We start from the raw sequence: 19,063 nt of genomic DNA, 5'->3' as shown, positions 1-19,063 counted from the left end.
TTACTTGCCGGCGGTGCCAGCGATGAATGCGAGATATTCTTGTTCAGTCGGCAAGGTGTCACCGTCGATGTTGACCACACGGTTATCCTTGAAGAAGACCGTCACGCGGCTGGCGATGACTTCGCCACTACTTTTCTTCATGCGGAACACGTAATCCCAGCGGTCGGCATGGAACATGTCAGTCAGCAGGGGCGTGCCGAGGACGAAACGCACTTGCTCGCGAGTGACGCCTTCGCTGCGCTGCATGCCTTCTTTTAGTTGCGCCACCATTTCACGCGACACGAAATTGCCCTGCTGAATATCGATGCGATAAGGCGTGAGAAATCCCAGGAAGCGCTGGATGCCGGTTGGCTTTGACGTCGTCAATGCGCTTGATGCGGATTGCTCGGCAGCCGGGGTGCTGGCGGCAGCGGGTTCGTCGATCAATGGATTTTTGCTCGCGCAACCGGAAAGGACGGCGGCGGCGAGGCAGAATGCCGCAGCAAGGGTTGAACGATCAGCACTGAAGGGCGACATTCGCATAAATGGTTCTCAATTCGTTGAGCAATCTGGCCAAAACGCTATATGATAAAGCAGATATACGGAAACCGACCAACAACATGACCAACACGCCTAATGATCTGAAAGCCAGCGGCCTGAAGGCGACGCTGCCGCGGCTGAAGATTCTCGAGATTTTCCAGACGAGCACGGTCCGCCATCTGAGTGCGGAGGACGTGTACAAGATTCTCCTGACCGAAAACATGGATGTCGGATTGGCAACGGTTTACCGCGTGCTGACGCAGTTCGAGCAGGCGGGCCTGCTGCACCGGAACCATTTCGAAACCGGCAAGGCGGTGTTCGAGCTGAACGCGGGGTCGCATCATGACCATCTCGTCTGCCTCGACTGCGGCAGGGTGGAGGAGTTTTTCGACGATGAGATCGAAAAACGGCAGCAGAAGATTGCGAAAGAGCGCGGGTTCGATATCTCCGAGCACGCGCTGGCACTTTACGGCCACTGCACCAAATCCGATTGCCCCCATCGGCCCCGTTGATCTGCCGAGCCGGCGATTGCCGGCAGCGTTCCTGAACTCATTGCTTTTCCCGCCTGCATAATCCGTTGTCATGCCCCGCCAAGGGGCCAACCACCGACTGCTGCAGGCCAGGTTTTCCCCTGATGACTGCCAATTCTGAAACCAGAGTCTATCCCCGCAAAGTCTTGCGCGCGCAGGCCCGCGTCGCGCTTCCCGGCATGCCGGCCCTGCGTGCCAAAACTATTGACATCTCCCTCGGCGGTCTATGTCTCATGGTTCCCGAGCAACTCCCGTCGGGAAAGGTATGCAATGTCGGATTCGAGGCGCCCTTGAATGGAAAGACGGTCCGTGTTTTTGCCATGGCCAAGGTGGTCTACAGCATCCTGGCCGGAACCGATGGATTTCGTACCGGCCTGCAATTCACGGAAATCGATGCGGCCAACAACAAGCTGCTGGCCGAAGTGATGATTTAAATCGTTACTCAGTGATGGCTGAGCGCGTTGGACAGAAGCTTGGCCGTGATGTCGACGATCGGTATGACGCGCTCGTAAGCCATGCGCGTCGGGCCGATGACCCCGAGTGTTCCCACGATCTTGCCGTTGACTTCATAGGGCGCGGTGACAATGCTCATTTCTTCCATCGGCACGAGCTGGGATTCGCCACCGATGAAAATCTGCACACCCGTCGCCTTGCTCGATACGTCGAGCAGTTGCATCAGGCTGGTCTTCTGCTCGAACAGGTCGAACAGCTTGCGCAGTGAATTCATGTTCGACGCGAGGTCGGTGACGCTGAGGAGATTGCGTTCGCCGGAAATGACAACATCTTCCTCGTTTTCTGCCATCGCATCGCTGCCCGCTTCCACCGCTGCCTGCATCAGGCGCGTCATGTCGTCGCGCAGCTGGCGCAATTCGTTCTGCAGGCGGGTCCGCACCTCGTCGAAGCCCAGGCCGGCGAAGTGCTGGTTGATGTAGTTCGCCGCCTGCACCAGCTGCGCCGGCGAGTAGTCGACATCGGTCAGCAGCAGGCGATTCTGCACATCTCCACCGGGCGTGACGATCACCAGGAGGATGCGCTTCTCGGAAAGCCGCATGAACTCGATCTGCTGGAAGACCGACTCATGGCGCGGCGTCATGACCACGCCGGCAAACTGCGACAGGGAGGACAGCATCTGGGCCGCATTGGAAATGATCTTTTGCGGCGAAGCTGTCTGCAGGCGCGGTTGCAGTTTCGATTCCACGGTCGTTTCGTCGATCGGCTGCACGGTCAGCAGGGTGTCGACGAACATCCGGTAGCCGCGCGGCGTCGGTATCCGTCCCGCCGAGGTGTGCGGGCTGCACACATAGCCGAGCTCTTCCAGGTCGGCCATGATGTTGCGAATGGTCGCCGGGGACAGTTCAAGTCCGGAAATCCTGGAAAGGGCGCGCGAGCCAACGGGCTGGCCGTCGGCGATATAACGTTCGACCAAGGCCTTGAGCAATGTTTGTGCGCGGGAATCGAGTTGCATACGATTATTCTACCGAGCCATGACAGCGGGTGCCAGAACATGTTGCCTGCAGGCGTCACCCGATATCGATTGTTATCAAGGGGTTACTGCTCATCCAGCCAGCTTTCCAGTTCGTACAGGTTGCCAAATACGGCATCCGGGCGAACTTGTTCTGGCAACACGCGGTCCGGCCCGAGCTCCTGGCGATTGATCCATGCAGCACGCAGGCCCGCTTTCTGCGCTCCTTCCACATCCAGGAACGGGTCGTCGCCGACATACAGGGTCTCCCCAGGCGAAACATCGAGCGCCGTGCATGCAGCGTGGAAAATCGCCGCATCCGGTTTCGCGAAGCCGATGTGATGCGCGGCAAGCGAAGCCTGGAAATAATGCGCCATGCCGACCACGTGCAAGTCGGCCACGCCATTCGACACAGAGCCTAGAACGACCCGTTCGCGGAGTCTTTCCAGTGCCGGGCGAACATCCTCGAACGGCGTCACTTCGTTTCGCGCTGTCGAAAACACATCCATTGCGTCGTCCACCAGCCTCACGTCCAGTCCGGCATCGGTAAATGCCTCCAGCAGCACGGCACGGCGCAAGAGGCGCAGGTCCAGCTGGTAGACCGGATCGGTTGCCATCAATTGCTGGCGTCGCTCGCGCATGCTTTCTATCGTGACGCGCTGGGCGACCGGCGGCGCGTTCAGCTTCAACCACTCGTAGAGCAGCTTTTCCGCGCGCTTGATGACCGGCACAATCGGCCACAGCGTGTCGTCCAGGTCGAACAGTACGGCTCTTATACTTGACATATGGGATCGGGTTCTTGCGTTTCAATGCCTGTAACAGACCCTCAAATTATGGTCTAATCTGCTGCATGTTGCCTTTCAAGCCATTTGACCGCTCGGTCGCCTTCCAGACTGTTGCCATCGTCGGCAAATACATGGCCGCCGGTATCGAGCAGTCATTGTCTGACATTGCCGGATTCCTCGCACAATCCGGGCACAAGGTCGTGCTCGAAGCAGAAACCGCCCAGAGCGTGTCGCTTCCCGGGGTGCCGGCCATGACGCCCGCCGAGATCGGCGCCAACGCCGACGTCGCCATTGTCGTTGGCGGTGACGGTACGATGCTAGGCATCGCGCGTCAGCTCGCGCCATACAACGTTCCCCTGATTGGCATCAACCAGGGGCGTCTCGGTTTCATGACCGACATTTCGCAGGAAGGCATGATCCAGGTGCTGGCCGACATGCTTTCCGGAAAACTCGAGTCCGAACAGCGCACCCTGCTGGAAGGATCGGTGGTGCGCGACGGCGAGCCAATCTTCCACGCGCTGGCCTTCAACGACGTCGTGGTGGCGCGCGGGTCGACCACTGGCATGGCTGAACTGAAGGTCGAGGTCGACGGACACTTCATGTACAACCAGCGCTCCGACGGTCTGATCATTTCCACGCCGACCGGATCGACCGCTTATGCCCTGTCGGCAGGCGGCCCGCTGCTGCATCCAAGTCTGTCCGGCATGGTGCTCGTGCCGATCGCGCCGCACGCGCTCTCCAACCGGCCCATCGTCGTTCCCGATTCCTGCACCGTGGTCGTCGAAATCATGGGCGGACGCGACATCAGCGTCAATTTTGACATGCAGTCGCTGGCCAGCCTGCAGCATCACGACCGCATTTTCATCCGCCGTTCTGCACACACCATTACCTTCCTGCATCCGCAAGGCTGGAGCTACTACGATACCCTGCGGGAAAAGCTGCACTGGCATGAGTATCCCTCCGTGGCGGGGAAGTTAAAATAGCAGGCTGTTTTTGCCCGAAAAGCCATTTCCGACATGCTTCGCACACTTTCCATCCGCGATTTCGTGATCGTTGATTCGATCGAACTCGAGTTTGCCCCAGGCTTCACCGTCTTCACCGGCGAAACCGGCGCCGGCAAGTCCATCCTGATCGATGCGCTTGCACTGGCGCTTGGCGGCCGGGGCGATGCCAGTGTCGTGCGCGAAGGCGCGGCGAAAGCCGATATCACTGCCGAGTTCAGCACGCATGATGAAGTGGAGTCATGGCTGGCGGAGCAGGAGATCAGCAATGACGAAGGCAGCGTGCTCCTGCGGCGCGTGATCGACAATGCGGGCCGCTCGAAGGCGTTCATCAATGGGATCACCGCAACGGCCGCGCAGTTGCGCGAGCTGGGCGAAATGCTGGTCGACATCCATGGCCAGCATGCGCACCAGTCGCTGTTGAAGGTGGACGCACAGCGCGTGCTGCTCGACACCCAGGCCGGCTTGCTTGACGAGGCCAAAGCGGTGTCTGTCGCCCACAAGGCCTGGCGCGCGCTGGCACGGCAACGCGAAGAATTCGAGACCAACGCCAAGAATGTCCTGCTCGAACGCGAGCGCCTCGAATGGCAGGTCGGCGAGCTGGAAAAACTCGCGGTCAAGCCGGGCGAGTGGGCCGAGATCAGCAACGAGCACAGCCGGCTCGCGCACGCCGCCAGCCTGCTCGAAGGCGCCCAGGAAGCCTTGACCGTCATTTCCGAATCCGACACCAATCCCATCCTGTCCCAATTGTCCGCACTGACGCTGAAGCTGGGCAAGCTGTCCGATGTCGATGCCGCACTGAAGCCGGTCGTCGATGCGCTGGAACCCGCCCGCATCCAGTTGCAGGAGGCGGTCTATGCACTTAATGATTACCTCGGCCGCGTCGAGCTCGATCCGGCACGCCTGCAGGAAGTGGAGGCGCGCCTCGACGCGATCCATTCCACCGCACGCAAGTTCCGCGTCACGCCCGAGGACCTGCCACAGGAATACGAGACTCTGTCCGTACAGTTGAAGCAGCTGGCCGATGCCAGCGATGTCGAGGCCCTGCGCGCCCAGGAGGAAAGGCTCAAGAGCGAGTACATGTCTACCGCCGGAAAGCTGTCGAAGGCGCGCGCAAAAGCGGCCAAGGCATTGAGCGAAGCCGTCACGGACGCTATGCAGGACCTGAGCATGTCGGGCGGGCGTTTTGTCATCGCATTGAACGAGTGCGAACCCGCCGCCTACGGCTTGGAGCAGGTGGAATTCCTGGTCGCCGCCCATGCCGGAACCTCGCCGCGCCCACTGGCGAAAGTGGCATCCGGCGGTGAACTGGCGCGCATTTCGCTGGCGATTTCGGTCATTACTTCGACCGCAACCGTGACGCCGACGCTGATTTTCGACGAAGTCGACAGCGGCATCGGCGGTGGCGTGGCGGAAGTCGTGGGCCGCCTGCTCAAGCGGCTTGGCCAGGACCGCCAGGTGCTGTGCGTGACCCACCTGCCACAGGTCGCCAGCCAGGCCAACCAGCATTTCCAGGTCAGCAAGCGCAGCCTCGAAGGGCGTACCTTGTCCAACATCGACGCACTCGATTCGAAAGCGCGCATCGAGGAAATCGCCCGCATGCTCGGCGGCCTCGAAATCACCGCAACAACGCGCAAGCACGCGCGCGAACTGCTCGCCTCCTAACACAGAACAACAGGAAACCCGCACACGATGCGCCCCAATCCGGAACCGCCGTATTCGCACGGCACGCTGTCAAAGACCGGCCTTGTCCTGGTCAACCTTGGTACGCCCGACGAGCCGACCACGCCCGCCGTTCGGCGCTACCTCAAGCAATTCCTGTGGGACCCGCGCATGGTGGAAATCCCGCGAGCGCTCTGGTGGCTCATTCTCCACGGCGTGATCCTGCCATTCCGTTCGTCGAAATCGGCGGCCAAGTATGCGTCCATCTGGACGCAGGAAGGTTCGCCCCTGCTGGTGCATACGAAGAAGCAGGCGGCGCTGCTCCGCGGCTATCTCGGTGAACGCGGACATGATGTGCAGGTCGCCTATGCCATGCGCTACGGCAGTCCCTCCGTGGCCCAGGTCGTCGACAAGCTCAAGGCCGATGGCTGCGACCGCATCCTGATCCTGCCAGCTTATCCCCAATATTCGGCGACGACGACGGCGTCCATCTTCGATGCCGTGTTCAGTCATTACGCGAAGGTACGCAACGTGCCCGAGCTGCGCTTCGTCAAGCACTATCACGACAACGAGGGCTACATCGACGCGCTGAAGAACTCCGTACTGGCGCATTGGGAAGTGCACGGCAGGCCCGACAAGCTGGTCATGAGTTTCCACGGCGTGCCCAAGCGAACGCTGCTCTTGGGCGATCCCTACCACTGCGAATGCCACAAGACGGCGCGCCTGCTGGCGAATGCACTGCGGCTGACGCCCGAGCAGTACATCGTCACCTTCCAGTCTCGCTTCGGCAAGGCGGAGTGGTTGCAGCCCTACACGGCGCCGACCGTCCAGAAGATGGGCAAGGAAGGCGTGCGCCGCATCGACGTGCTATGTCCCGGCTTTTCCAGCGATTGCCTGGAAACCCTGGAAGAAATTGCAATGGAGGTCAAGCAGGACTTTCTTACCGCTGGCGGTAAAGAATTCCATTACATCCCCTGCCTCAATGAAGACCCCGCATGGATTACCGCCCTGGCCGAGATTGCCGAGCAGCACATGGTCGGCTGGCCCACGATGCAGACGCCGCAAATGCGTGAGGATGCGCGCAAGGAAGCTGAAGTGGCGCGTCAACGGGCCGTACAAATGGGGGCAAAAAACTAGGCAGCTCCGGTCTTTCCGGAGGGGCTTAGAACAACAAGTCAGCTTGGCAAATCCAGGCCGCGCCGAGCAGGGTGTAGGCGACGACCGATGCCGAAATTAGTGGCAGTTTCATGGTCTTTACTCCTTTGCAACCGGCACCATCCAGTTGCAACTTGGTTAAGCTCATCCTAGTACGCCTGTCCCTAAATTGAAGCCCTGTGCGCAGTAAAGTGTGTAACAAGTCTTTACGCTCTGCGCCCGGCAAATTTTTCTCAAATAAAGCATCTCATTCCCCTTGAAAAAGTAAGGGATACCCCCATTTAGTGTTGCAATCGAAACTAAGTCATTGATTTTCTGGAGACTTTTTGTGATGCAAGATCAAGAAAAGATGCAGGACCAGGTAGAACAGGCAATGCCGCCGCAAGACGGCGCGACTGCTGAACAGCCCGCACAGGCACAAACCGGCGCGGGCCTGGAAGAGCGGCTGGCAGCAGCGGAGGCACGTGCGACAGAGATGCAAGACGCATTCCTGCGCGCCAAGGCCGACACGGAAAATATCCGCCGCCGTGCACAGGAAGACGTCGCCAAGGCGCACAAGTTCGCGATCGAAGGTTTTGCCGAAGCGCTGGTCCCGGTGAAGGACAGCCTGGAAATGGCCCTCAAGCTGGATACCCCGTCCGTGGAGTCGCTGAAGGAAGGCGTCGAAATGACGCTCAAGCAACTGAGCGCCGCCTTCGAGCGCAACCGCCTGCAGGAAATCAATCCGGTGCCGGGCGAGAAGCTCGACCCGATGAAACACCAGGCCATTTCCATGGTGCCCGCTGATCAGGAGGCGAACACTATCGTCACCGTCTTGCAGAAGGGCTACATGATCGCCGACCGCCTGCTGCGGCCCGCGCTGGTCACGGTGGCGCAATAAAAAATTCGGAGAAGTGCGACAAAGGCGCTTGAAACCGGCACTTTGTTCCACATATACAACACATTAGAAAACTCTCGTTTTAAAGGAATACATCATGGGCAAGATCATTGGCATTGACTTGGGGACGACCAACTCCTGCGTCGCCATCATGGAAGGCGGTCAGCCGAAGGTTATCGAAAACTCCGAAGGCTCCCGCACGACGCCTTCCGTCATCGCCTATCAGGACGACGGCGAAATCCTCGTCGGCGCGCCCGCAAAGCGCCAGGCCGTCACCAACCCCAAGAACACCCTCTATGCGGTCAAGCGCCTGATCGGCCGCAAATTCCAGGAAAACGAAGTCCAGAAGGACATCAATCTGATGCCCTATGAAATCGTCAAGGCCGACAACGGCGACGCATGGGTGCAGGCACGCGACAAGAAGCTCGCGCCGCCCCAGGTTTCCGCGGAAGTGCTGCGCAAGATGAAGAAGACCGCTGAAGACTACCTCGGCGAAGAAGTGACCGAAGCCGTGATCACCGTGCCGGCTTACTTCAATGACGCTCAGCGCCAGGCAACCAAGGACGCCGGCCGCATCGCCGGCCTGGACGTGAAGCGCATCATCAACGAGCCGACCGCGGCTGCCCTGGCATTCGGCCTCGACAAGAGCGGCAAGGGTGACCGCAAGATCGCCGTGTATGACCTCGGCGGCGGCACCTTCGACATCTCCATCATCGAGATCGCGGACGTCGACGGCGAAATGCAGTTCGAAGTGCTGTCCACCAACGGCGACACCTTCCTTGGCGGCGAAGACTTCGACCAGCGCATGATCGATTACGTCATCGAAGAGTTCAAGAAGATCAACGGCCTCGACCTGTCGAAGGACCCGATCGCCCTGCAGCGCATCAAGGCATCCGCCGAGCGTGCGAAGATCGAGCTGTCCTCCTCGCAGCAGACCGAAATCAACGAGCCGTACATTGCCATGGTCAACGGCGCGCCGGTGCACCTCAACATGAAGATCACCCGCGCCAAGCTGGAATCGCTGGTCGAGGAACTGGTCGAGCGCACCATCGAGCCGTGCCGCATCGCGATCAAGGATGCCGGCGTGAAGGTCTCCGACATCCAGGACGTGATCCTGGTGGGCGGCATGACCCGTATGCCGAAGGTGCAGGAAAAGGTGAAGGAATTCTTCGGCAAGGAGCCGCGCAAGGACGTCAACCCGGATGAAGCCGTGGCCGTCGGTGCAGCAATCCAGGGTTCCGTGCTGTCGGGCGACCGCAAGGACCTGCTGCTGCTGGACGTGACTCCGCTTTCCCTGGGTATCGAAACCCTGGGTGGCGTGATGACCAAGATGATCCAGAAGAACACCACGATCCCGACCAAGTTCAGCCAGGTGTTCTCGACCGCCGACGACAACCAGCCGGCCGTGACCATCAAGGTCTACCAGGGCGAGCGTGAAATGGCGACCGGCAACAAGCTGCTGGGCGAGTTCAACCTCGAAGGCATTCCGCCGGCACCGCGCGGCATTCCGCAGGTGGAAGTGACCTTCGACATCGACGCCAACGGCATCCTGCATGTCGGCGCGAAGGACAAGGCTTCCGGCAAGGAAAACAAGATCACCATCAAGGCGAACTCCGGTTTGTCCGAGGACGAAATCCAGAAGATGGTGAAGGATGCCGAGCTGTATGCCGACGAAGATCGCAAGCTGAAGGAACTGGCCGACGCGCGCAACCAGGGCGACGCGCTGGTTCACTCGACCAAGAAGGCGCTGAGCGAGTATGGCGACAAGCTGGATGGCGGCGAGAAGGAAAAGATCGAAGCAGCGATCAAGGATCTGGAAGGCGTCCTGAAGGGCAACGACAAGTCCGACATCGACGCCAAGGTTGCCGCGCTGTCGACCGCCGCGCAGAAGCTGGGCGAAAAGATGTACGCTGACGCACAGGCGCAGCAGGCAGGTGCGGCGGGTGCCGCAGGCGCTGCCGGCGGCGCGGGTGCAGGTGCATCGGAAGCCAAGGCCAAGGAAGAAGACGTCGTTGACGCCGACTTCAAGGAAGTCAAAGACAAGTAATAACCTTCATCGCGGCTAAGGCAACTTAGCGCCGCGATGGCCCGCCGAGCCGATGCGATCGTCCAGATCCTCGACTCGGCGTTTTGCGTTTAGAAACAGGACGCCTACAAGATGTCAAAGCGAGATTATTACGAGATTCTGGGTGTAGCGAAGAACGCCTCCGAGGAAGAAATCAAGAAGGCGTATCGCAAGCTCGCGATGAAGTACCACCCGGACCGCAATCCGGACAGCAAGGGTGCGGAAGAGAAGTTCAAAGAGGCGAAAGAAGCCTACGAGATGCTTTCCGACGCGGACAAGCGCGAAGCCTATGACCGTTACGGCCATGCGGGTGTCGACCCGAACATGGGCGGCGGCGGCTTTGGCGCGGGAGGTGCGGGCTTCGGTGGCGGATTCTCCGATGCCTTCGGCGATATTTTCGGCGATATCTTCGGCCAGAGCGCGCGCGGCGGCCGCGGCGGTCCGCAGGTCTACCGCGGGGCCGACCTGCGCTACAACCTGGAAATCACGCTAGAGCAGGCAGCCCACGGATACGACACCACCATCCGCGTGCCGTCCTGGGATGAATGCGACACCTGCCATGGCTCCGGCGCGAAGCCGGGTACGTCGCCGGCCACCTGTACCACTTGCGGCGGCCAGGGCCAGGTGCGCATGCAGCAGGGCTTCTTCAGCATCCAGCAGACCTGCCCGAAGTGCCATGGCACGGGCAAGATGATTCCCAATCCCTGCCCGACGTGCAGCGGCGCGGGACGCATCAAGCGCAACAAGACGCTGGAAGTGAAGATCCCGGCCGGTATCGACGACGGCATGCGCATCCGCTCATCCGGCAACGGCGAGCCGGGCATGAACGGGGGGCCTCCGGGTGATCTTTACGTGGAAATCCGCATCAAGCAGCACCCCGTGTTCCAGCGTGACGGTGACGACCTGCATTGCGAGATTCCGGTGTCGTTTGCAAAGGCGGCATTGGGTGGCGAAGTCGAAGTGCCGACGCTTAATGGCAAGGCATCCTTCACCCTGCCGGAAGGTACGCAGTCCGGCAAGACGTTCAGGCTGCGCGGCAAGGGCATCAAGGGTGTGCGCTCGGGTTATGCCGGCGACCTGTTCTGCCACGTCGTGGTGGAAACGCCGGTGAAGCTGACCGACCGCCAGAAGGAACTGCTGCAGGAGTTTGAAAAGCTGACGACCGCTGGCGGCTCCAAGCACAGCCCGCAAAGCAAGTCCTGGAAGGACAAGGTCAAGGAATTCTTCGAGTAAGCGCGATATCCTCTTTTCAAAGCCGCCGGTTTCAACAACCCGCGGCTTTTTTTCTGCACGATTTAGAGCAGGGGCTCTAGCTTTTCTCCGGATAATCAAACGCTCGTACTATTGCTGTGCGTCAATATCACTCAGGAGGCAATATGAAGCTTGGCATCCGCGTAACTCGTGCGCTCGGCCTCATTAGTGCTGCAGCGGTCCTGTCATTCCCCGCTCATCTCTCTGCTGCCGAGGTCGCCGGCGTCAAACTCGACGATTCCGTGCGTCTGGCAAATCAGGAACTGAAGCTCAACGGCGCTGGCGTGCGCTACAAAGCCGTATTCAAGGTGTATGTCGCCGGCCTCTACCTCCCCGAGAAAAAGTCTGCCGTGCAGGATGTCCTCGCCGCGCCAGGTCCGAAGCGCGTCACGATCGTCATGCTCCGCGATGTCAGCAATGAAGAGCTCGGCCGCGGTTTCATGAGCGGTATCCAGCAGAACAGCGACAAGAACGAAAAAGCCAGGCTGATCATGCAATTGCAGAAGTTTGGCGAGATTTTCGCGTCCATTCCCGAGCTGAAGAAGGGAGATGTGCTCACGACCGACTGGATTCCCGGGACGGGAACGGTGGTCCACGTCAATGGCAAGAAGGTGTCCGATGTTCTGCCTGACGTCGCGTTCTATAACGCCTTGTTGAAGATCTGGCTGGGCGAGAAGCCGGTCGATGCGCAACTTAAGCCGCTGATGCTGGGCGAGAAGCCTGAGACCGGCACGCGCGGCAACAACTCCTGATCCTTTGTAGGGGTTTCAAGGAGGGCAACCTTGCCCTCTGTATAATGCGCGGTGCGTCCGGTGGTGCCGGACGTCATGCCGTCCGCGCCAAGCAGGCTTTCTGCGCTAAGTTCACCTAACTCCGCGTATCTTTGCGCTTATTGCGTCTGGGCGGCCTGCCTGTTCCCTGTTCATGATTGACGCAAGATGACTCAGAACGACAACAATTCCGTGATGCTGGAGCACCTGTTCCAGAGCAACCGCGACTGGGCTGCCGCCATGGTCGCCAACGACGCCTCGTTTTTCAAAAAGCTCGCCGGCCAGCAATCCCCCGAATACCTGTGGATCGGTTGCGCCGACAGCCGCGTGCCCGCCAACGAAATCGTCAACCTGCTGCCTGGCGAGCTGTTCGTGCATCGAAATGTCGCCAACGTCGTGGTACATACCGATCTCAACTGCCTGTCGGTCCTGCAGTTCGCGATCGACGTGCTGGGTGTGAAGCACGTGATTGTGTGCGGCCACTACGGCTGCTCCGGGGTGCATGCCGCGCTCGCGCGCCGGCGTGTCGGGCTGGCGGACAACTGGCTGCGCCACGTCCAGGACGTGCACCAGAAACATGAACGCTACCTCGGCGAGGTGCTGCCGCTGGGCGAAAGGCAGGATCGTCTGTGCGAGTTGAATGTACTGGAGCAGGTGGTCAACGTGTGCCAGACGACGATCGTGCAGGATGCCTGGGAGCGGGGCCAGCAACTCACGATCCATAGCTGGATCTACGGCCTCAAGGACGGCCTGCTGCGCGATCTGGGGCTGACCGTGAGTAACGCCGAGGACCTGGCCGAAAAGATGCCGAGGAGCCTCGCGCGTTACGAGAACAACGATTAATTAAAAGCAGTGTTCGGCCGCGGGGAAGGACTTGTCCTTGACCGCGGCAATGTAGGCGCGAATGGCCGCTTCGATGCTGGTCTGGCCGTCCATGAAGTTCTTCACGAAACGTGCCTTCTTGCCGGGGAAAACGCCCAGCATGTCGTGCATGACCAGCACCTGTCCGGAGCAATCGGGACCGGCGCCGATGCCGATGGTCGGCATGGCGAGCAAGTCGGTCACTTCCTTGCCAAGCGCCGTCGGAATGGCTTCCAGCACCAGGATTGAGGCGCCGGCTTCTTGCAGGGCGAGGGCATCCGCCTTCAGTTTTTCAGCGCCTTCTGCGGTCTTCCCCTGCACCTTGAACCCGCCCAACTGATGCACTGACTGCGGCGTCAGCCCGAGGTGGGCGCATACCGGAACGGCACGGTCCGTCAGGAACTTCACCGTATCGACCAGCCACGCGCCGCCTTCGAGCTTGACCATTTGCGCGCCGGCCTGCATCAGCTTGACGGCATTCTCGAACGCCGTTTCGGGCGTCGCGTAAGTGCCGAACGGCATGTCGGCGATCAGCAGGGCGGTCTGGTTGCCGCGTGCCACCGAGGCGGTGTGATAGGCGATGTCGCCGAGGGTGACAGGCAGCGTGGAGCTGTGGCCCTGGCAAACATTGCCGAGGGAGTCGCCGACCAGCAATACGTCCACGCCGCAACGGTCCATCAAGGCGGCAAAGCTGGCATCGTAGCAAGTCAGCATCGCAATCTTTTCACCCGCGTTCTTCATCGCCAGCAGCGACGGCACGGTAACGGCCTTGCTGCGTGTCGTCGGTGCGGCCGGTGCGCCTTCTTGCAAATATCCCGACATAGTTATTCCCCAAGGTTGAAAAATTCCCGCTTGCCGCGCATTTCTCCGATGCGTCGAACCAGCAGGTTGTAGTCGTCTTCGCGTTCGATCGGATTCAGGTTCTCTGTATTCACGATCAGCAGCGGAGCGGCGTCGTAATGATAAAAGAAACGGCTGTAACTTTCACAAAGACGGTAGAGGTAGATCTCGGAAATGCCGGATTCCATCGAAATGCCGCGCTTCTTCACGCGCTCGACCAGCGTCTCGGGCTGGGCCTGCAGGTAGATGACAAGGTCCGGGATTGCTGCTTGCGGCCTCAGGTGGGAATACAACTGCTGGTACAGGTTCAGCTCGTCGTCCCCCAGCGTCAGGCGCGCGAAGATCGGATCCTTGTCGAGCAGGAAGTCGGACACGACCCGCGCATCGAACAGGTCAGTCTGCGCCATGTCGCGCAGCTGGTTCATGCGCTGGAACAGGAAGAACATCTGCGTCGGCAGCGCGTAGCGCGACGGATCGCGATAAAACTTCTCGAGGAAGGGATTGTCCTGCGGCAGTTCCAGCAAGGTCTGCGCACTCGTCGTCTCGGCAAGCTTGCGCGTCAATGTCGTCTTGCCGACACCGATCGGGCCTTCGACGACGATGTACTTGTAACGATCCAGGCTCATGTGCGGAAGATGAAATACACCGCGCCCACAAGGCACAGTCCCGCCCAGATGTAATCGAGCTTGAACGGCTGGTTCATGTAGATCATTGCGAAGGGCACGAACACGGTAAGCGTAATCGCTTCCTGCACGATCTTGAGCTGCGCGAGGCTGAGCTCGCCATAGCCGATGCGGTTGGCGGGCACCTGCAGCAGGTATTCGAACAGTGCGATAACCCAGCTGATGATGGCGGCGATCCACCAGGGTTTGCTCGCGAGGTTCTTGAGATGGCCGTACCAGGCGATCGTCATGAAGACGTTCGACAGGACGAGCAAACCGACGGTTTGCACAACAACAGGTATTTGCATGGCTCAAATCTTCCGGATGGCCTGGCCGGCGACAGCGGGAACGAAATTGTGGGCCGGGCCTTGTTTCGGAATGGTAATGAAGGGATCGATCTCGAGCAACGGAATCAGCACGAATGCGCGTTGTGTCATTCGCGGATGTGGTATTTCGAGGGAGTCTTGCGTGATGACCTTGTCGCCATACAGCAGGATGTCGAGGTCCAAGGTACGCGGGGCGTTGCGGTAGGGGCGCTGGCGGCCGAAGTCCTGTTCCAGCGCCTGCAGGGCCTGTAGTAGCTCGATGGGCTGGAGCCGGGTGTCAATCTTCACGACGGCGTTGACGTAGTCATCGCCGCCGGCGTCGACGGGTGCAGTGGAGAAAAGGCTCGATGTCGCGGCAAGTTGCGTCTGTGGCAGCTTGCCGATCAGTGCGATCGCCTGGGTGACAGTGTCGCGCGCGTCACCGAGGTTGGCGCCGATGCCGATATAGCACGGCGTCCGCGCTACGCTCATGTGGCGCTGCCTTCCACGGGGGCGGCCTTGTTCTTGCTGCGTCCGCCACGGCGACGGCGTTTTTTTGGCGCGGAGGCATCGCCTTCCGCCCGCGGTTTCCTGGCGAGCAGTTCTTCACGGCCCGGCCCGTCGGCGGCAATGAAGTCGGTCCACCATTGCCCAAGTTCGGCGTCGAGCTCGCCTGATTCGCAACGCAACAGCAGGAAGTCATAGCCCGCACGCATGCGTGGGTGTTCAAGCAGCTTGTAGGGCGATTTTCCGGTGCGGCGTTCGAAACGCGGCTGCATGGCCCAGATGTCGCGCATGTCGGTCGCGATGCGACGCTGCAGCGCAAGCTTCTCTGTTTGCGTGTTGAGTACGTCGTCGGCGGCGAGGTGCAGTGCGGGGATCGGGAACTCGCCCGCGGCCTTGTAGGCGTTCCATTTCTCGAGGACTTGGTGCCACAGCAGCGACGCGAACAGGAAGCCCGGCGATACGCCCTTGCCCTGGCGCACGCGCTCGTCCGTGTTTTCCAGCGCCAGTGTGACGAATTTTTCACCGAGTGGCTGTTCCAGCACGACGTCGAGCAGCGGCAGCAGGCCGTGATGCAGGCCTTCCTTGCGCAACTGCTGCAGGCAGGCGAGGGCATGGCCGCTCATCAGCAGCTTGAGCATCTCGTCGAACACGCGCGCGGCGGGCACGTTGTTGATCAGCGGCGCCATCACCTGGATCGGTTCGCGCGTGGCGGAATCGATGGTGAAGCCGAGCTTGGCGGCGAAGCGCACCACGCGCAGCAGGCGTACCGGGTCCTCGCGGTAGCGTGCCTCGGGTGCGCCGATGATGCGCAGGGTCTTGTTGCGAATGTCGGCGATGCCATTGTGGTAATCGAGCACCGTCTGCGCCGCCGGATCGTAGTACATCGCGTTGATCGTGAAGTCGCGGCGCACGGCATCTTCGTGCTGTTCGCCGAAGGTGTTGTCGCGCAGCACGCGGCCGTGTTCATCCTTGGGCGCAGCATCGGCGGACGCGCCTCGGAAGGTCGTCACCTCGATGATTTCCTGGCCAAACATCACGTGCACGATCTGGAACCGCTTGCCAATGATGAAGGCGCGGCGGAACAGGCGTTTCACCTGCTCGGGCGTGGCGTTGGTCGCAACGTCGAAATCCTTCGGCTTCACGCCGAGCAGAAGGTCGCGCACCGCGCCGCCGACGACGAATGCCTTGAAGCCGTTTTCCTGCAGTGTCTGCGTCACGCGCACCGCGTGCGAAGACAGCAGCTGCGGGTTGATGCCGTGTTCCTGCGGTCCGAGCACAACGGGCTGGTGCGGGTTTTCTGCCTTCTTGTTGCCGCCGAGAATGCGCTTGATAAACTTTTTAATCATCGAACAGTGTCAGGATGGGCCAGCCTTGCGCTTGTGCATGGGCTTTGAGCAAGGCGTTCGGGTTGGTGGCGACCGGGTGGGTGACGGTCGACAGCAGGGGAATGTCGTTCTGGGAATCGCTGTAGAAATAGCTGCGCGGGAAGCTGGCCAGCGATTTTCCCTGGGAGGCGAGCCAGTCATTCATGTGGATCACCTTGCCCTGGCCGGAGGTCGGGATGCCGACCAGCTTGCCGGTGATTTCGCCATCCGCGGTGGTTTCCGGCTGTGCGGCAATCAGGGTGTCGACGCCGAAGACCCTGGCGATCGGTTCCGTGACGAACCGGTTGGTCGCCGTGATGATGGCAACCTGGTCGCCGGCTCGCAGGTGCTCCTTGACGAGGTCGGTGGCCGCCGGACGGATGCCGGGCAGGACGACTTCGTCCATGAATTGACCGTGCCAGGCGTCGAGCTGCTTGCGCGGGAATTGTGCCAGCGTGCCGAGCGCAAATTCAAGGTACTCCACGGGATCGAGCGTGCCCGCTTCATACTGCGCGTAGAACGCCGCATTGCGTTTGGCGAATTCATCCGCGTCGACAGCGCCGATGCGGACAAGGAACTGGCCCCATTCGTAATCCGAATCGAGCGGTATCAGGGTGTGGTCGAGGTCGAATAAAGCGAGATTCATTATGTCTTTGGTTCACCTTCGAGTTGCAGCAGGCTGCGCAACAGCGGAAGCGTGATCGGCCGCTGGGTCTCCAGCGAGTACTGATCTAGCGCGTCCAGCATGGAGGACAGGGACCGCATATCCCGGCGGAAATGGGTGATCAGATAGGGTAACACGCCCGGTGACAATGTTATGCCGCGCGCCTGGGCCGCTTGCGTCAATGCGGCGATTTTTTCCTCGTCGGTCAAGCCGTGCACCTGGTAGATCAGGCCCCAGCCGAGACGGGTGCGCAAGTCCTCGCGCAATTCGAGTCCGGCCGGCGCCTTGTCGCCGGCGCTGACGAGCAGGCCGCCGTTTTCACGTACCTGGTTGAACAGGGCGAACGCCGAAATTTGCGACTCCGGCGACAGCAGCTGGCAGTCGTCCATGAGGTACAGGCGCGTATTGTCGTCGAACAGGTAGTCGTTTTCACCGGCGCCCGCCGGGATATAGCGCGCCCCGGGTACCGCGGCCAGAGCCTGCAGCAGGTGGGACTTGCCGGCACCGGCTTCGCCCCAGATGTAGACGAAGCGTTCCTTGGGCATGGCCGTCGCGTACTGGGAGTACTGCCTCAGCAACTGCGACAGTTCCGCATTTTGTCCAACGACGAAGGTATCCAGGGTCTGCGGTTTTTCCGCGCCCAGGTCGAGCAGCATTTGCCTCATGACTGACGATAGAAACTGCTATTGATGTATTGGGTGCGCAAGTGGGCAAGCGCCACTGCGAGGATGGCCGACGCCGGCAGGGCCAGCAGTATGCCGACGAAGCCGAACAGGTGGCCGAACGCCATCAGGGCGAAGATCACTGTCAGCGGATGCAGGCCGATGCGTTCGCCCACCAGGCGCGGCGTCAGGAAGAAGCTTTCGACCACCTGGCCTGTGCTGTAGATTCCTGCAACCACGACAAGGCCTTGCACGCCTTCGAACTGCAGGACGGCGGCAATCAGTGCCAGCACAAGGCCGAGTCCGAAGCCGAGGTAGGGGATGAATACGAGCAGGCCGGTAATGACGCCGACCGGAACGGCGACGTCGAAATCGAACATCGCCAGCGCGCCCGCATAGTAGATGGACAGCACCAGCATCACTGCAAGCTGGCCGCGCAGGTATTGCGCCAGCAGGCCATCAACTTCCTGGCCGAAGCCGACGACCTGGCCCACCCAGCGCCGGGGAATGACGGCCTGGATGCGATCGAGCACGGCGTGCCAATCGAGCAGCAGGTAGAACAGGGCGATCGGGATCAAGGACAGGGTGGCGATCCATCCGAGGACCGCGGCACTGCCGACTTTTGCGGAGGTGAGCACGGAACTCCAGACTTCATCGCTGCTGGTAGCGAAATACTGGGACACCAGCCGCTTGATGCCGACTTCATCCAGGCGCACGCGGATGCCGATGTCCTGCAGTTTTGGCGACAGGAAGGCGTTCAGGCGTGACAGCGCGCCGGGGATTTTTTCCTGCAGCAGCGGGATCTGCTTTTGCATCATCGGCAAGACGACCAGGATCAGCGCCAGGATCGCCGCCAGCAGCAACAGGATGACGACAATGACCGCGAGGCTGCGCGGTACGGAAAGCTTCCCGATCTGTTTTGATGACAACCAGTCAACGGCCGGGTTGAGGGCATACGCCAGGACGCCGGCGGCGATAAACGGCGCCAGCACAGGGCCCAGGTAGACCAGCAATGCGACCAGCACCAGCCCGATGGCCAGCCACAAGAAGGTCTGTTTCTGCTCCGAATTGAAAGAAAATGGCATGTTTCGGCGGGTTGGGGCAGGTTGGACGGGTCGGGT

21 protein-coding genes are annotated in these 19,063 nt (G+C 60.6%); 10 read left to right on the top strand and 11 right to left on the bottom strand.

Translation table 11 applies throughout. The features are described from left to right. Positions 1-426, bottom strand: coding sequence for an outer membrane protein assembly factor BamE (locus ACNOHI_RS17810; protein WP_420476021.1), 426 nt, complete (start codon positions 424-426; stop codon positions 1-3). A gap of 173 nt (positions 427-599) precedes the next feature. Here ACNOHI_RS17810 and fur point away from each other — a divergent pair, with 173 nt between their 5' ends. Continuing rightward, a complete protein-coding gene (gene fur / locus ACNOHI_RS17805) occupies positions 600-1,031 on the top strand; it encodes a ferric iron uptake transcriptional regulator (RefSeq protein WP_420476179.1) in 432 nt (143 codons plus the stop codon). Positions 1,032-1,153: 122 nt separating this feature from the next. Then, positions 1,154-1,483, top strand: a complete 330-nt coding sequence (locus tag ACNOHI_RS17800; RefSeq protein WP_420476020.1) for a PilZ domain-containing protein — start codon at positions 1,154-1,156, stop codon at positions 1,481-1,483. 8 nt (positions 1,484-1,491) lie between these two features. Here the strand turns inward: ACNOHI_RS17800 and hrcA are convergent, their stop codons facing one another. Further along, positions 1,492-2,514 (bottom strand): heat-inducible transcriptional repressor HrcA, encoded by a 1,023-nt coding sequence (hrcA, locus tag ACNOHI_RS17795; RefSeq protein ID WP_420476019.1) that lies wholly within the window; start codon positions 2,512-2,514, stop codon positions 1,492-1,494. A gap of 83 nt (positions 2,515-2,597) precedes the next feature. After that, a complete protein-coding gene (locus ACNOHI_RS17790; protein ID WP_420476018.1) occupies positions 2,598-3,296 on the bottom strand; it encodes an HAD family hydrolase in 699 nt (232 codons plus the stop codon). A gap of 65 nt (positions 3,297-3,361) precedes the next feature. Between ACNOHI_RS17790 and ACNOHI_RS17785 the strand changes: the two genes are divergently transcribed. From ACNOHI_RS17785 to can, 8 genes are all read left to right on the top strand, one after another. Then, positions 3,362-4,279, top strand: a complete 918-nt coding sequence (locus ACNOHI_RS17785; protein ID WP_420476017.1) for an NAD kinase — start codon at positions 3,362-3,364, stop codon at positions 4,277-4,279. 33 nt (positions 4,280-4,312) lie between these two features. After that, positions 4,313-5,962, top strand: coding sequence for a DNA repair protein RecN (gene recN / locus ACNOHI_RS17780; RefSeq protein WP_420476016.1), 1,650 nt, complete (start codon positions 4,313-4,315; stop codon positions 5,960-5,962). A 27-nt stretch (positions 5,963-5,989) separates the two neighbouring features. Next, the gene (gene hemH, locus ACNOHI_RS17775; protein WP_420476015.1) at positions 5,990-7,096 is read left to right on the top strand and encodes a ferrochelatase; all 1,107 of its coding nucleotides are present in this window, start codon (positions 5,990-5,992) and stop codon (positions 7,094-7,096) included. A 349-nt stretch (positions 7,097-7,445) separates the two neighbouring features. Then, positions 7,446-7,994 carry a nucleotide exchange factor GrpE gene (gene grpE, locus ACNOHI_RS17770; protein WP_420476014.1) on the top strand — a complete coding sequence of 183 codons (549 nt, stop codon included), beginning with the start codon at positions 7,446-7,448 and terminating at the stop codon, positions 7,992-7,994. Between the two features lie 94 nt (positions 7,995-8,088). Next, positions 8,089-10,038, top strand: coding sequence for a molecular chaperone DnaK (dnaK, locus tag ACNOHI_RS17765; protein ID WP_420476013.1), 1,950 nt, complete (start codon positions 8,089-8,091; stop codon positions 10,036-10,038). A 111-nt stretch (positions 10,039-10,149) separates the two neighbouring features. Further along, positions 10,150-11,289 carry a molecular chaperone DnaJ gene (dnaJ, locus tag ACNOHI_RS17760; protein WP_420476012.1) on the top strand — a complete coding sequence of 380 codons (1,140 nt, stop codon included), beginning with the start codon at positions 10,150-10,152 and terminating at the stop codon, positions 11,287-11,289. 143 nt (positions 11,290-11,432) lie between these two features. Then, complete coding sequence (locus ACNOHI_RS17755) at positions 11,433-12,059, top strand: chalcone isomerase family protein (protein WP_420476011.1); 627 nt, start codon at positions 11,433-11,435, stop codon at positions 12,057-12,059. Between the two features lie 186 nt (positions 12,060-12,245). Beyond that, positions 12,246-12,920, top strand: coding sequence for a carbonate dehydratase (gene can, locus ACNOHI_RS17750; RefSeq protein ID WP_420476010.1), 675 nt, complete (start codon positions 12,246-12,248; stop codon positions 12,918-12,920). Here can and panB read toward each other — a convergent pair whose 3' ends face one another. From panB to ACNOHI_RS17710, 8 genes are read right to left on the bottom strand one after another with little or no spacing between them, the layout of a single operon-like run. Then, positions 12,921-13,760, bottom strand: a complete 840-nt coding sequence (gene panB, locus ACNOHI_RS17745; RefSeq protein ID WP_420476009.1) for a 3-methyl-2-oxobutanoate hydroxymethyltransferase — start codon at positions 13,758-13,760, stop codon at positions 12,921-12,923. Positions 13,761-13,762: 2 nt separating this feature from the next. Further along, positions 13,763-14,404: a deoxynucleoside kinase gene (locus tag ACNOHI_RS17740; protein WP_420476008.1), complete on the bottom strand. Its 642-nt coding sequence runs from the start codon at positions 14,402-14,404 to the stop codon at positions 13,763-13,765. Next, positions 14,401-14,748 carry a DMT family protein gene (locus tag ACNOHI_RS17735; RefSeq protein ID WP_420476007.1) on the bottom strand — a complete coding sequence of 116 codons (348 nt, stop codon included), beginning with the start codon at positions 14,746-14,748 and terminating at the stop codon, positions 14,401-14,403. Before ACNOHI_RS17735 ends, ACNOHI_RS17740 begins: the two co-directional genes overlap by 4 nt. Before the next feature lie 3 nt (positions 14,749-14,751). Continuing rightward, positions 14,752-15,237, bottom strand: coding sequence for a 2-amino-4-hydroxy-6-hydroxymethyldihydropteridine diphosphokinase (gene folK, locus ACNOHI_RS17730; protein ID WP_420476006.1), 486 nt, complete (start codon positions 15,235-15,237; stop codon positions 14,752-14,754). Then, a complete protein-coding gene (gene pcnB / locus ACNOHI_RS17725; RefSeq protein ID WP_420476005.1) occupies positions 15,234-16,598 on the bottom strand; it encodes a polynucleotide adenylyltransferase PcnB in 1,365 nt (454 codons plus the stop codon). Before pcnB ends, folK begins: the two co-directional genes overlap by 4 nt. Further along, the gene (locus ACNOHI_RS17720) at positions 16,591-17,262 is read right to left on the bottom strand and encodes an HAD family hydrolase (protein WP_420476004.1); all 672 of its coding nucleotides are present in this window, start codon (positions 17,260-17,262) and stop codon (positions 16,591-16,593) included. The genes pcnB and ACNOHI_RS17720 overlap by 8 nt, the downstream gene beginning before the upstream one ends. Continuing rightward, positions 17,262-17,945, bottom strand: a complete 684-nt coding sequence (gene hda / locus ACNOHI_RS17715) for a DnaA regulatory inactivator Hda (RefSeq protein ID WP_420476003.1) — start codon at positions 17,943-17,945, stop codon at positions 17,262-17,264. Before hda ends, ACNOHI_RS17720 begins: the two co-directional genes overlap by 1 nt. After that, entirely contained in the window at positions 17,942-19,027 is a 1,086-nt protein-coding gene (locus ACNOHI_RS17710) for an AI-2E family transporter (RefSeq protein ID WP_420476002.1), read from the bottom strand. The genes hda and ACNOHI_RS17710 overlap by 4 nt, the downstream gene beginning before the upstream one ends. Positions 19,028-19,063 lie beyond the last annotated feature (36 nt).

It is taken from the genome of Noviherbaspirillum sp. ST9, from assembly GCF_048799745.1.
GTDB lineage: Bacteria > Pseudomonadota > Gammaproteobacteria > Burkholderiales > Burkholderiaceae_D > Noviherbaspirillum.
Note: the sequence above shows the minus strand (reverse complement) of the source record. Positions and strands in the feature narration are given on the sequence as shown.

What these genes read in the sequence shown, in the direction of transcription:
- hrcA (WP_420476019.1), bottom strand. Translation starts at nt 2,514, where the DNA reads ATGCAACTCGATTCCCGCGCACAAACATTGCTCAAGGCCTTGGTCGAA.
- pcnB (WP_420476005.1), bottom strand. Translation starts at nt 16,598, where the DNA reads ATGATTAAAAAGTTTATCAAGCGCATTCTCGGCGGCAACAAGAAGGCA.
- ACNOHI_RS17785 (WP_420476017.1), top strand. Translation starts at nt 3,362, where the DNA reads ATGTTGCCTTTCAAGCCATTTGACCGCTCGGTCGCCTTCCAGACTGTT.
- ACNOHI_RS17710 (WP_420476002.1), bottom strand. Translation starts at nt 19,027, where the DNA reads ATGCCATTTTCTTTCAATTCGGAGCAGAAACAGACCTTCTTGTGGCTG.
- ACNOHI_RS17720 (WP_420476004.1), bottom strand. Translation starts at nt 17,262, where the DNA reads ATGAATCTCGCTTTATTCGACCTCGACCACACCCTGATACCGCTCGAT.
- ACNOHI_RS17740 (WP_420476008.1), bottom strand. Translation starts at nt 14,404, where the DNA reads ATGAGCCTGGATCGTTACAAGTACATCGTCGTCGAAGGCCCGATCGGT.
- ACNOHI_RS17755 (WP_420476011.1), top strand. Translation starts at nt 11,433, where the DNA reads ATGAAGCTTGGCATCCGCGTAACTCGTGCGCTCGGCCTCATTAGTGCT.
- ACNOHI_RS17800 (WP_420476020.1), top strand. Translation starts at nt 1,154, where the DNA reads ATGACTGCCAATTCTGAAACCAGAGTCTATCCCCGCAAAGTCTTGCGC.
- dnaK (WP_420476013.1), top strand. Translation starts at nt 8,089, where the DNA reads ATGGGCAAGATCATTGGCATTGACTTGGGGACGACCAACTCCTGCGTC.
- folK (WP_420476006.1), bottom strand. Translation starts at nt 15,237, where the DNA reads ATGAGCGTAGCGCGGACGCCGTGCTATATCGGCATCGGCGCCAACCTC.
- dnaJ (WP_420476012.1), top strand. Translation starts at nt 10,150, where the DNA reads ATGTCAAAGCGAGATTATTACGAGATTCTGGGTGTAGCGAAGAACGCC.
- panB (WP_420476009.1), bottom strand. Translation starts at nt 13,760, where the DNA reads ATGTCGGGATATTTGCAAGAAGGCGCACCGGCCGCACCGACGACACGC.
- can (WP_420476010.1), top strand. Translation starts at nt 12,246, where the DNA reads ATGACTCAGAACGACAACAATTCCGTGATGCTGGAGCACCTGTTCCAG.
- hemH (WP_420476015.1), top strand. Translation starts at nt 5,990, where the DNA reads ATGCGCCCCAATCCGGAACCGCCGTATTCGCACGGCACGCTGTCAAAG.
- grpE (WP_420476014.1), top strand. Translation starts at nt 7,446, where the DNA reads ATGCAAGATCAAGAAAAGATGCAGGACCAGGTAGAACAGGCAATGCCG.
- ACNOHI_RS17790 (WP_420476018.1), bottom strand. Translation starts at nt 3,296, where the DNA reads ATGTCAAGTATAAGAGCCGTACTGTTCGACCTGGACGACACGCTGTGG.
- ACNOHI_RS17735 (WP_420476007.1), bottom strand. Translation starts at nt 14,748, where the DNA reads ATGCAAATACCTGTTGTTGTGCAAACCGTCGGTTTGCTCGTCCTGTCG.
- fur (WP_420476179.1), top strand. Translation starts at nt 600, where the DNA reads ATGACCAACACGCCTAATGATCTGAAAGCCAGCGGCCTGAAGGCGACG.
- recN (WP_420476016.1), top strand. Translation starts at nt 4,313, where the DNA reads ATGCTTCGCACACTTTCCATCCGCGATTTCGTGATCGTTGATTCGATC.
- hda (WP_420476003.1), bottom strand. Translation starts at nt 17,945, where the DNA reads ATGAGGCAAATGCTGCTCGACCTGGGCGCGGAAAAACCGCAGACCCTG.